General features: G+C 44.7%; 11 protein-coding genes. 10 read left to right on the forward strand and 1 reads right to left on the reverse strand.

Translation table 11 applies throughout. The features are described from left to right. Nucleotides 1–110 precede the first annotated feature (110 nt). The 5 genes from MKY95_RS14085 (at nucleotide 111) to MKY95_RS14105 (ending at nucleotide 5,456) form a co-directional block, all read left to right on the forward strand. Nucleotides 111–1,556 (forward strand): 4-hydroxyphenylacetate 3-hydroxylase N-terminal domain-containing protein, encoded by a 1,446-nt coding sequence (locus MKY95_RS14085; RefSeq protein ID WP_338708662.1) that lies wholly within the window; start codon nucleotides 111–113, stop codon nucleotides 1,554–1,556. A 215-nt stretch (nucleotides 1,557–1,771) separates the two neighbouring features. Then, nucleotides 1,772–2,479: a response regulator transcription factor gene (locus MKY95_RS14090; RefSeq protein ID WP_338708663.1), complete on the forward strand. Its 708-nt coding sequence runs from the start codon at nucleotides 1,772–1,774 to the stop codon at nucleotides 2,477–2,479. Further along, nucleotides 2,445–3,914 (forward strand): HAMP domain-containing sensor histidine kinase, encoded by a 1,470-nt coding sequence (locus MKY95_RS14095; protein ID WP_338708664.1) that lies wholly within the window; start codon nucleotides 2,445–2,447, stop codon nucleotides 3,912–3,914. Before MKY95_RS14090 ends, MKY95_RS14095 begins: the two co-directional genes overlap by 35 nt. A gap of 35 nt (nucleotides 3,915–3,949) precedes the next feature. Then, complete coding sequence (locus MKY95_RS14100) at nucleotides 3,950–5,029, forward strand: AI-2E family transporter (protein ID WP_127546990.1); 1,080 nt, start codon at nucleotides 3,950–3,952, stop codon at nucleotides 5,027–5,029. 28 nt (nucleotides 5,030–5,057) lie between these two features. Then, the gene (locus MKY95_RS14105) at nucleotides 5,058–5,456 is read left to right on the forward strand and encodes an Asp23/Gls24 family envelope stress response protein (RefSeq protein ID WP_047842725.1); all 399 of its coding nucleotides are present in this window, start codon (nucleotides 5,058–5,060) and stop codon (nucleotides 5,454–5,456) included. A 69-nt stretch (nucleotides 5,457–5,525) separates the two neighbouring features. Here the strand turns inward: MKY95_RS14105 and MKY95_RS14110 are convergent, their stop codons facing one another. Next, nucleotides 5,526–6,371, reverse strand: coding sequence for an AraC family transcriptional regulator (locus MKY95_RS14110; protein WP_339199284.1), 846 nt, complete (start codon nucleotides 6,369–6,371; stop codon nucleotides 5,526–5,528). Between the two features lie 201 nt (nucleotides 6,372–6,572). On the opposite strand from MKY95_RS14110, the gene MKY95_RS14115 reads away from it, so the two are divergent. The 5 genes from MKY95_RS14115 to MKY95_RS14135 all read left to right on the forward strand — a co-directional run bounded on the left by MKY95_RS14115 (nucleotide 6,573) and on the right by MKY95_RS14135 (nucleotide 12,099). Then, nucleotides 6,573–7,577, forward strand: coding sequence for an aldo/keto reductase (locus MKY95_RS14115; RefSeq protein WP_091016774.1), 1,005 nt, complete (start codon nucleotides 6,573–6,575; stop codon nucleotides 7,575–7,577). 268 nt (nucleotides 7,578–7,845) lie between these two features. Next, nucleotides 7,846–9,438 (forward strand): acyl--CoA ligase, encoded by a 1,593-nt coding sequence (locus MKY95_RS14120; RefSeq protein WP_339199287.1) that lies wholly within the window; start codon nucleotides 7,846–7,848, stop codon nucleotides 9,436–9,438. Between the two features lie 237 nt (nucleotides 9,439–9,675). After that, nucleotides 9,676–10,920: an aminopeptidase gene (locus MKY95_RS14125; protein WP_036608587.1), complete on the forward strand. Its 1,245-nt coding sequence runs from the start codon at nucleotides 9,676–9,678 to the stop codon at nucleotides 10,918–10,920. Between the two features lie 813 nt (nucleotides 10,921–11,733). Then, the gene (locus tag MKY95_RS14130) at nucleotides 11,734–11,916 is read left to right on the forward strand and encodes a hypothetical protein (RefSeq protein WP_338708667.1); all 183 of its coding nucleotides are present in this window, start codon (nucleotides 11,734–11,736) and stop codon (nucleotides 11,914–11,916) included. Between the two features lie 6 nt (nucleotides 11,917–11,922). Next, a complete protein-coding gene (locus tag MKY95_RS14135; RefSeq protein ID WP_338708668.1) occupies nucleotides 11,923–12,099 on the forward strand; it encodes a hypothetical protein in 177 nt (58 codons plus the stop codon). Nucleotides 12,100–12,166 lie beyond the last annotated feature (67 nt).

Genomic DNA, 12,166 nt, shown 5'->3' on the forward strand with positions numbered 1-12,166 from the left:
CACAGTACTATTTCATTAGATACAGAATGTATCATTACATAGTTTCTCAAGCAGTTAGAAGGATGGAGTTACAGAAATGTCAGGCCGGTGCCTGAGAGGGAGGACATATCATGAGTATCACGATGTCTCGTGGACAAGCTTACATTCAACGGCTGAATGATGAGCGGAATGTATGGCTGGACGGAGAGCGTATCCAGGTAACTGGGCATCAGGCCTTTCAGGGAACACTTCAAACCATAGAAGGATTGTTCAATCTGGTGGATGACCCGGTGACAAGGGAAACCGTGGCCTATTGGGACGAACAGACGGGAAGTTACGTGCATCGCTCTTTTCTTGTGCCTCGTTCACTTCCTGACGTAAACAGCAGGGCGGATGCTTTTCGGCTGTGGGCCGATCGGACGTATGGGGTGATGAGCCGATTGTCTGATTATGCCCGATCCAGGCTGACCGGTTGGTATGCAACACGACATGAAATGACATCACATGACCCGGCATTTGCAGACAAAATATCGGATTATTTTGCACAAGCCAAACGAAACGATGCATTCCTGACAATTGTCCAGCGTGACCCGCAGATTAATCGTTCCTTGCCTGTTGGTGAAGATGAGGATGCCATGCTGCGAATTGTCAAAAGGAATACAGAGGGCGTTGTGATACGCGGGGCCAAAATGGTGGCAACAGCCGCGCCTTATGCCGATGATATCATTGCTTATCCCGTTCAACGAATTCCAGGCCACCTGCCAGAGCTGGCCCATATGGTAATTGTAGCCGCGGACAGTCCGGGCTTGCACATGATGTGTCGTGAATCTTTTGCCACAAAAAATACAGATAAATCACATCCACTCAGTGCGCAGTATGATGAGATGGATGCTGTATTATTTTTTGACGATGTATTTGTGCCCTGGGAACGTGTATTACTGCACAATAACCCTGAAGCCGTATGGCAGATTCGCTGCAATACAGCTTCGGCCAGTCTGGCCTACCATCAGAGTGTCATTCGATTACACTCGAAACTGGAGTTTATTACAGCCGTGACCTCATCCATTGCCAAGGAGATTGGGGTGGACTCTTTCCTGAATGTGCAGGAACAACTTGGAGAGCTGATCAGTCAGATGCAGACTATCGAGGGACTGATTATTGCTGCTGAAGCACAGTCCAAGCCGGACGCATTTGGCAACTGGCTGCCGGAATTCAAATATATTGAAACCGCACGTAATCTGGGCAATCGCTATTATCCCCGCGCGGTGGAGATTTTGAAGACCACTGCTGCGGGTGGTCTGATTCAGATTCCTTCTGGTACGATTGAGATGAATGAAATGATGGGTTCCATGATTGGCAAATATCTTGGTGGAGTAACGATGCAAGCCCCGGAGAAGATTCGACTCTTTCAACTCGCATGGGAGCTGACCGGAAGTCCACTCGGAGCAAGGCATGATCTATATGAACGTTTCTACGCGGGTGATCCCGTGCGCAATCGGGCGAACCAATATGTGCAGTATGACAAGGAACGTTTATTCGGAAAAGTGGAGCCGTGGCTACGCTCGCTTAAGGACTGAGCTGTTGATCTAAGATTGAAAAGCCTGAATGAAGAACGAAAAGTTTGAATGTAGGCTGAAAACAGCCCTATTTTAGTTAATGCCTTGGTCTGAGCCAGGGCTCTATTTCTATTTATTTAGATTATCTTTAGAAATGATTTAGGTTGAATTAAGAGACGTAGTATATAGTAATAATGTAGAGATAGGCATAGAGTATAGGAAATGAGAGGAATAACATGAGATACACCGTATTAATTGCAGATGACGAACCAGAGATTGTTGAACTGCTTCAACTATATCTGGAGAAGGACTATACCATTAAAACTGCGGTGAATGGAGCCGAGGCATTACAAAGCATACGTTCAACACAGATCGATCTGGTCATACTGGACATCATGATGCCTGTAATGGATGGATTGCAGTTGATCAAACAGATCAGAGCCACATATCACATGCCTGTACTGTTCCTATCCGCTAAAAGTCAGGATCACGATAAAATCCTTGGACTTGGACTTGGGGCAGACGATTATATATCGAAGCCGTTCAACCCGCTTGAGATTGTCGCCAGAGTAGAGGCGTTGCTCAGAAGAGTTAATCAATTTGATGCAGCGGAGATCCCCGAAGCGAAAGAACAGAATCTGGTATTAGGTGAGCTGACGCTGGATCGATCCCAATGTATCCTTTTTCGTTCAGGAAGTCCTGTAACATTGACCTCTACAGAGTATAAAATTATGGAATTGTTGCTTGATCAACCTGGCCGAGTGTTCACCCGTAAAAAAATATACGAAGCGGTCTGGGGCGACTATTATGCGCACGAGGACAGCACGATTATGGTACATATCAGCAACATTCGGGAGAAGATCGAGCGTGACTCCAGACAACCGGAATATCTCAAAACGATAAGGGGACTTGGATACAAAATTGAAGCGCCCATGGAAAGCTAGAGAAAAGCGACTGTTGCAGACATCCCTGACTTTGGACTTCTTGCTGTTCAACTTCTTTTTGCTGTTACTGGTATTGATTGTGTACCTTATGGTTTCACTTGATGTCGTGGATTTTCGCATTTCGGATCAGGTGGTAGACCCGAATCTGAATGTTGAAGCCCACATGTATGTGGAGGAGCTGGAGAACGAATTTTATTCCGGTGGAGGTTCGGTGTCGAAAGGCAAAGACACAGAGATTCAACGTCTCAAGGATAGCGGGGGCTGGATTGAAATTCTGGATGCGAATCGCAATGTCATTCATCATGTGGGAGACAAGCAAGATGCGATCACGCAATACAGTGAAGCTGATCTATATGATGGACTGGAAAATCGGAGTGACCAGGAATACTATTATTCGATCACTCCTCTCTCGACAGAAGGAGCGGCAGCGTATGTATTGCTCAAAATCCCACGTGATCTGGTCAGCGTGCGAATTAATGATAATCAGTTGATTACTAATCTGAAACATCCATTATCCTTTTACATTATGATTGGCATCGGTTTGGTTTTATTATTGATCTTTGTCTACAGCTACTGGGTCGCACGGAGAATCAAAAAACCACTCAGTATCCTCTCCTCGGGTCTTACGCAGATGATACAAGGAAATTATAGTACACGTATGTCGATCTCAGCCGAGAGGGAATTTGTCCAGATAGGTGAGACCTTCAACTACATGGCGGACGTCATTGAGAACACTTCTGCGGAGAAACGTTACGCCGAAGAGAGCAAACAGCGACTGATTGTAGACTTATCACATGATCTGAAGACACCGATAACATCTATACAGGGATATGCGCAGGCATTGGTGGAAGGACGTGGGGAGGACAAGGACAGGCAGCAAAGATATCTGGGATACATCTATAACAAATCCGTTCAAGTTGCACGCATGATACAGAATATGCTGGAGCTGCTCAAGGTGGATTCGCCCGATTTTCGCATGCATATTCAGAGAAGAGAGATTGGAGAATTCGTGCGCGAAATTATGGCAGATACTTATGGGGAGATTGAACAGAAACAGTTTGTCCTTCATGTACTTGTTCCTGATGAGGTGATCTACGCGAGGTACGATCCGGAGCTGTTATCCAGAGTCATCCAGAATCTGATTACCAATGCTCTGTCTTATAATCCAATCGGGACCGAACTGCGGGTCGAACTCATTCCGCTTCATACCCATGTGGTGATAGAGGTGGCAGATAACGGAGTGGGCATACCTCAAGAACTATGGTCAACGATCTTTGACCCGTTTGTACGAGGGGATGAGGCGCGGACAGCGACCGGAGGCACCGGACTTGGTTTGTCCATCGCACGACGTAATACGGAGAAAATGGGCGGACGGCTGATCCTTTCCCGGCGTGGGCGAGAGACCACCGTGTTTACCATTGAGATTCCAAATTAAATAAGAGAAGAAATGTCCATGTGGGGGGAAATATTTTGTTCAAAGTAAATACGTTTGTCCGGTTCAGTATTGCACTGGCGCTGATATTGGTTAATATCTATTTATTATCACGTGTAAGCTTCATCTTTCAGCCGCTCGTCACCATGATCACGGTCATTACCGTGCCAATGATGTTGTCGGTGTTCTTTTATTATCTGCTAAGGCCGCTTGTGAATTATATGGAGAAAAAGAAAATAAATCGCACGCTAAGTATTTTGCTAATCTATCTGGTTATTGCTATTCTGGGAGTGTTCTTCATCATTGGTTTATGGCCATCGTTACGTGAGCAACTGATCAATCTGGTTGATAACGCACCAAGTTTAATTAATTCATTAAGTGAACAGCTGAGAGAGCTGGAGCAAAATGGTGCCATTCAGGCCTTGTTCCCTGAGGGCTCGACACCTTTCTCCCAGATCACGGAGTATATCAACAAAGGATTTAACTTTGTAACTAACTATGTAAGTGGATTTTTCTCACTCGTTTCCAGTTTTGCGATCATCTTGTTTACACTACCGATCCTTTTGTTCTATATGCTGTTACAAGGCGAGAAATTTGGTCGTAAATTGGCACATATCGCTCCAAAACGCTTCCAAAAGGACAGCCGTGAAGTCGTAATTGAGATTGATCAGGCGTTGAGTGGTTTTATTGTGGGAAGAGTTTTGGTGAATCTGGCGCTGGGTGTACTGATGTATATCGGTTTCTTGATCATTGGACTGCCGTACGCATTACTGCTCACGGTAATTGCGGTCATCATGAACTTTGTTCCATTCATCGGAGCGATTGTGTCGTCCGTACCTATTGTGATCATGGGTCTCGTGGTATCACCATCAGTTGCCATCTGGTCTCTGATTATTATTCTTGTTGCTCAGCAGATTCAGGACAACCTGGTTGCACCGTACGTATTCGGCAAAAAGCTGGATATTCACCCGCTCACGACCATCATTCTGGTGTTGGGTGCAGGCGACCTGGGTGGAATTATTGCCATCCTGATTATTATCCCGGTTTATATGATCGTAAAAATTCTTTTGGTTCGAATCTATAACATGTTCTTTAAGGACAAATGGCAGAATGCATAGAATTTAATTATTCGAAGGAGTGGAGCACATGTCTGAAATTATCGAAAAACAATACAATGAACCTGAATATATCGCACCTCAATCTGTTCAAATGGGTACCATTCACATCTCGAACGATGTGTTATCCAAGATCGTGGGAATGGCCGCTCAATCAACGGCTGGTGTATCCTCCATGTCGGTTGGACTGACTGAAGGGATTGCCAAGAGTATCAGCGGCAAGAGCCTGCAAAAAGGGATTGACGTACACGTCAAAGACGATCAGGCAACCATCCAGCTGCGCATCAATATTCAATATGGCAACAAGATGCACGAGGTCTGCCGTGAACTTCAACATAATGTTCAACAGGCTGTAGAACAATTAGCCGGCGTTATGGTCGATGAAATCAAAGTGCAAGTTGTTGGCATATCCATGCCGGAGACGGTATAAACCAACGTATAGAATGTAAGGAATCACGACTGTAAGGATAAACGATTGGCACAAACAGCACCTTCCCAATTAACAACTTAACTGGGAGGGTGCTGTTTTATGTTTGCGGTAGTAGGTGGGCGCTTCACCCATCACTTTTTTGAACATTTTGGAGAAAAGCAATTGATCCGTATAGCCCACAGAACGGGCAATATCACCAATGGTCAGGCCGGGATCAAGGGTCAATTCGGCAGCCCTGCGCATCCGGTAATGAACCAGATACGACTGGATGCTGCTTCCCATCTGGTCCTTGAAGAGAGAGCACAGGTAACTGCGCTGTAAACCGACATGGGCCGCGATGGACTGAACGGTAACGGCATTGGCATAGTTCATTTCAATGAAGTCCATTACCTGCGTAACGTACGTTTCCTTCGAATAATCCGGCATGGGTTGAAGATGCTCGGAATTAGCCTGATCAATCAAAATAGAGAAGAATTGATACAACAAACCAGTCATGCTAATCTCCCAGCCTTTATGGGTATTGCGGGAATTGATCATTCGGTGCAGGCAGGATCGCATCTCGTCATCCTCATTACCCAACTCAAAAATCGGGTGATGCTCGGACAGACAGGCCTGCTGTAAAAAGGATGGACTATTGCTGCCTTGAAAAGCAACCCAGCTGTATTCCCATGGGTCATCCTGATCTGCTTCGTAATGCACGACGGAATGCGGAACGATCAGAAATCCTTGACCTTTGTACAGGGTATACGTTTTGCCACCAACTTCGAAGGTACCTTTGCCATTCAGAATATAATGAATTTTGTAATAGTCTCTCATGGCTGGGCCAAAGTGGTGGCCTGGTGTACAGGCTTCCGTACCATAATGAAGGAGCTGTAGCTCCTGAAAATGATTGTTTTTGAACATATACGTAATCAAGGGTATTCACTCCTGTACGATTTTGTCTCATCTTGCATTTTAACATACTAAATAGCTAAAAAGATTAATTATTTAACATTAGTATATATAGATAACAATCATTATTCCATATGTTCAAAGTGAAATGCCATATCGTTTAGCCAGGAAAATGTCTAAGATGAAAAGGAATTCAACAAACCTTACAGGAAAGTGAGAATAACGATGCCCTATACTGCGAGTGAACAACGATATGATGAGATGAAATATGTACGTTCCGGCAAATCCGGAATCAGACTTCCGCAAATTGCGCTGGGTCTATGGCAGAACTTTGGTGGCAACCGTACATTGGATATTCAGGAAGAAATGATTTTGCGTGCCTTTGACCTCGGAATTAACCATTTCGATCTGGCGAATAACTATGGTCCACCTCCAGGATCAGCGGAAGAGAACTTTGGCGTGATTTACAAAAAACATCTTCGTCCTTACCGGGATGAACTGCTCATCTCATCGAAGGCCGGTTACCATATGTGGAGTGGGCCTTATGGTGAGTGGGGTTCCCGCAAAAACCTGATTGCCAGTCTCGATCAAAGTCTTGGTCGGATGGGACTGGATTATGTGGACATTTTCTATCATCACCGTCCAGATCCGGATACACCATTGGAAGAAACGATGACGGCATTGGATCATATCGTGCGACAAGGTAAAGCACTGTATGTAGGTTTGTCCAATTATAATGCAGAACAGACGCAAGAAGCGGTAACCATTCTTCGTCGTCTGGGTACGCCATGTCTGGTTCATCAGCCAAACTACTCGATGCTGAATCGCTGGATTGAAGACGGTCTGCAAGACGTACTGGATGAGCAGGGCGTAGGCTCCATAGCGTTCTGTCCACTCGGCCGCGGTCAGTTGACGAATAAATATGTCGACAAGATCAAGGAAGAACGCGCCAATCCAACAGGCAATTTGAAAAAAGAAGCATATACAGACGAACGGATTGCCAAGTTCGATGCGCTTCAGGCAGTTGCCGAGCGAAGAGGGCAGACGATCTCCCAACTGGCTCTGAACTGGATTTTGCGTGGTAACCGTGTAACCTCTGCATTAATTGGTGCAAGCCGTGTGTCCCAGATTGAAGAAAATGTCGCTGCCCTCCAGGCACCGGATCTGACAACGGAAGAGTTGAATGAGATCGAAAGCATTTTGGACGGAATGGGTAATTATCCGTGGTAAAATACACAGTCTGGACTGTGTGAAAATTATAGTTAGGGAAAACTAATGTAATATAAGTGAAGAATGAAAATGGCGCCTACCTGATCAATCAGGAAGGCGCCATTTTGTATATGTCATTTTCATTATAGGATAAGATCTATTATAATAGTTCATTAATTGACCTATGTTTATTTTTTTCAGAATGAACCTAGTTCATAGCACCTGGTCCTAGGATTTAGGGTATAATATATAGAAGCTTTACAATTGAACTACGAAGGAGAGGCTCCATTTGAACTTTGAACAGTGGATTTCGCCTGAAAGCTATAACCTGACATCCGAGATGGAGAATCATCCATCAGAGCGGATTGCACTTAGATGGCTCAGCGATCAACGAGAGGTGGAAGAGATCACGTATGGTGATTTATTCAAGCAGGCGAATCGTCTTGCTGGAGGTCTGCGTGAACTTGGACTAGAGAAGGGTGATCGGGTGTTGGTCATGGTACCACGCCGTATTATTGCCTATGTCATTTATATTGCTTGTCTGAAATTGGGGATTGCCGTTATTCCTTCCTCCGAGATGTTACGGGCAAAAGATCTGGAATATCGTCTGCGTCACTCTGAGGCGCGGGCTGTTATTGTATGGTCCGAGACGACCTCGGAAGTGGAAAAGATGGACGCGGATCTGCCGTCACTGGCACATCGCATCGTGGCATCACCGAATGAAGAAGTTAGCGTACCTGCTGAAGGTTGGGTCAATGTGCATCAGTTAATGCAGAATCAACCCGATGAGATGGCTGCGGTGGAGACTCATCGTGATGATACGGCTATCCTTGCTTATACTTCGGGCACAACAGGTAATCCCAAAGGAGTTGTACATAGCCACGGTTGGGGATATGCCCACCTGCGGATCGCTTCTTCATTATGGCTGGATATCCAACCTTCAGATACCGTATGGGCAACGGCTGCACCTGGCTGGCAAAAATGGATCTGGAGTCCGTTCCTGTCGGTACTCGGAAGAGGCGCGACTGGACTTGTCTACAATGGATCATTCCAGCCCAAGCGTTACCTGGAACTGATGCAAGAACATCAAATTAATGTCCTTTGCTGTACACCAACGGAATATCGGTTGATGGCCAAAGCCGATGATCTTGGACATTATGACCTGTCCCATCTGCGCAGTGCTGTTTCAGCGGGTGAACCGCTCAATCAGGAAGTCATTGAAATCTTCCAGCGTCACTTCGACCTGACTATTCGAGACGGATATGGACAGACCGAGAGCACGTTGTTAATCGGCAGTCTCAAAGATGCGCCTGTACGCATTGGCTCCATGGGTCAGTCGATTACACCTGGATTGATTGAAATTATTGACGATGAGGGACAACCTGTGCCTCCGGGTGAAGTAGGAGATATCGCGGTACACAAAGAGATGCCAGCTTTGTTCCGGTCCTATTATCAGGATGAGGGACGGAAGGAAGCGAGTCAGCGTGGCGATTATTTTGTAACAGGGGACCGTGCACGCAAAGACGAAGAAGGATACTTCTGGTTTGAAGGTCGCAGTGACGATATCATCATCAGTTCGGGTTATACGATTGGACCATTTGAAGTGGAAGAAGCACTTATGAAACACGCGAGTGTGAAGGAATGTGCGGTGGTTGCAAGTCCGGATGAGATCCGTGGCAATATTGTCAAAGCTTTTGTCGTGTTGAGAGACGATTCACTGGCTTCACCGGAACTGATGCGTGAACTGCAACACCACGTCAAGGAAATTACAGCACCGTATAAATATCCACGTAAGATCGAATTTGTTACGGATCTGCCAAAGACCAACTCTGGTAAAATCCGCCGGATCGAACTGCGCGAACAAGAAAAACGTAATGGTTAGATCATTTGTATAGATGAAATTTTGGGGATTGTGCCTGCGTAGTGAAAGAGAAGGAATCGATTCTGTAGAAGCGAAAGCGGTCGTATTTGTCTCCGAATTTTAACCTTTGAAAAATACGATGAAGAAAATTTGGAGACAACGACGATCTAAAGAACGATCCTTCGCTGTAACGGCCACTCAACAGATCCCAAGTTTGCAAACCATGCCATAATATATGAAACAGGAGTGAACACAACCATGAGTCAATTTGAACAGACCTTTGAAAAGTCATTGGAACAATACGCAGAACTAGTTGTTAAAGTTGGCGTGAATATTCAAAAAGGACAGGATCTGCTCGTCACTGCCCCCATCGAAACGCTTGAATTCACACGTCTGATTGTGCAAAAAGCCTATGCGGCTGGTGCAAACTATGTACAGGTGGACTTCGATGACGACAACATTACCCGCAGTCGTTTTGAGCATGGTTCCAATGACAGCTTTGACTATTATCCAGCGTGGAAAGCGGATATGATGGAGAAGTTTGCAGAAGCAGGCGGCGCTACCCTGACGATCAAAGTTCCAGATCCTGAACTGTATAACGGAATTGACTCCGACAGCGTTTCCCGTGCTACCAAGGCAGCTGCACACGCACGTCGCGGATATGCCAAATACACACGCAACCATGAAATTAGCTGGTGTCTGATCAAAGCACCGACCAAGGCCTGGGCGAACAAAGTATTTGCCGACATCCCGGAAGAAGACCGAATCAACGTGATGTGGGAAACGATCTTCAAAATGAACCGTGTAGATGGCGGAGACGCCGTACAAAATTGGAGAGAACATCTGGATACCCTGAATACCATGAGTGATCTCCTGAATAAAAAGAACTATAAGAGCCTGCATTACCGTGCGCCAGGTACAGATTTGAAAATTGAATTGGTCCACAACCACATCTGGGGTGGCGGTGGTAGCGAAAATAAACAAGGTGTATACACCGTTGCCAATATGCCAACTGAAGAAGTATTCACCATGCCTAAACGCAGCGGAGTGAATGGATATGTCAGCAGTACCATGCCTTTGAACCTGAACGGACAACTTGTAGACCAGATGAGAATCACATTCAAGGATGGACAGGTTGTAGCGTTTACGGCAGCATCCGGTGAAGAGCATTTGAAGAACCTGTTTGCCACCGATGAAGGAGCACGTTATCTGGGTGAGGTCGCACTCGTACCACATGACTCCCCAATCTCCAACCTGAATCGCATTTTCTACAATACGGGTATTGACGAAAATGCATCCTGCCATTTGGCTGTGGGAAGTGCGTATCCATTCAACATGAAAGATGGCACAACGATGTCTAACGAAGAGTTGCTGAAGCATGAATGCAATGTGAGCTTGACTCACGTTGATTTCATGATCGGTTCCGCTGAGTTGGATATCGATGGTGAGTTACAGGATGGTACGATCGAACCGGTGTTCCGCAAAGGCAACTGGGCATTTTAATTTCTAATATGAGTAGTGAAAAAGGAGAAGAGCAATCTCTAATGAGGTTGCTCTTCTCCTTTTGGTCATACGCTTAGCAGCATAGTTGAAGACTTGAATTTATGAAATGATGAAGTTGGAATCAATGCTTTGTTTGATTGCCAATTCGTAATGCTTATTTACCTCGCTCCAATTGATTACATTCCAAAATGCGCTAATATAAGCGCTAGCAATTAATATCCTACCTGGACATTACAAGCTGTGTGAACCTGGAGGGAATTCGTTTTACTCCTGATTTGAAGACCAATCTTTGAAGCAATCTAGTATATATTCTAAATTTGTTGCTCCACCAGCGCCGTGAAACACATCAACCCTTACAATATAGTAGAACCAATCTTCTTCAATCGTTTCAAAAAGTACTTCTTCTAAATAAGTATCAGTCAAGTTTCTGTAACGTTAGATGTTAGAGAGAGAGTACATAATATTAAATTTATAGTTCTAAGTTCCTATTTACTGTAGTAGGTTCTTTTTTTTTGCCTATCCATTTTCGTATGCAGAAAAGTTGGAAGATCAAAATTTAATAACCTGCATTCTGTAAGGATTTTATGTATGTACCAATACCATTTTGTTATTGATGTCGTCTCGATAGAAGGGGGGGTGTCCTAACGAATAGGTGTTTATCTGGACAGGAATATGTTTAATAGTGTAGTCAGATTTAATAAAATAGTCCTTGTAGGCGAGAGATAAATTATGCGTTTAAAACTTCAATCATTATTCACAAGATCCTTTAGTACTATAAATAAAAGCCACATTGATCATAGGGAGCGGGATATTATGATAACATCATATATACTGGATAAAGCGTTGGCGTTGGTCAACCAATATAAATCAGGTGACTTGTTTAGCATTGCCACAGGTGAAGGAATTCTGATTATGAAAGATCCAATCGATCTGCCTAAGGGAGTTGTCCTGGGGATTGCAGCTGTATGTAAATGGTACAGAAGCATTTATCTGTAAGAATGTTTGGATGAAATTGAGAAGCATCAGGTAATAGCACGGGCAATCGGAATACATATCCTTTTCTTATTAAATCTGCAGCCTGCATGTACAGCAGTAATGGAAAATGCAACGGATGAACAGCAAGAAGATATTATCAAGTTTGCTGAAGCATTACTAAAAGAATTACACGTTTTAGTTTGAGTAACGACGTACTCTAACAAGTACGTTTTTAATTAACATATGATGCTAGAAAGGCGATTAGATACCA

Source organism: Paenibacillus sp. FSL P4-0176, assembly GCF_037975265.1.
Taxonomy (GTDB): domain Bacteria; phylum Bacillota; class Bacilli; order Paenibacillales; family Paenibacillaceae; genus Paenibacillus; species Paenibacillus amylolyticus.

Excerpts from the sequence above, each read along its gene's own strand:
- MKY95_RS14115 (WP_091016774.1), top strand. The coding sequence starts at position 6,573 with ATGCCCTATACTGCGAGTGAACAACGATATGATGAGATGAAATATGTA.
- MKY95_RS14125 (WP_036608587.1), top strand. The coding sequence starts at position 9,676 with ATGAGTCAATTTGAACAGACCTTTGAAAAGTCATTGGAACAATACGCA.
- MKY95_RS14105 (WP_047842725.1), top strand. The coding sequence starts at position 5,058 with ATGTCTGAAATTATCGAAAAACAATACAATGAACCTGAATATATCGCA.
- MKY95_RS14085 (WP_338708662.1), top strand. The coding sequence starts at position 111 with ATGAGTATCACGATGTCTCGTGGACAAGCTTACATTCAACGGCTGAAT.
- MKY95_RS14090 (WP_338708663.1), top strand. The coding sequence starts at position 1,772 with ATGAGATACACCGTATTAATTGCAGATGACGAACCAGAGATTGTTGAA.
- MKY95_RS14130 (WP_338708667.1), top strand. The coding sequence starts at position 11,734 with ATGATAACATCATATATACTGGATAAAGCGTTGGCGTTGGTCAACCAA.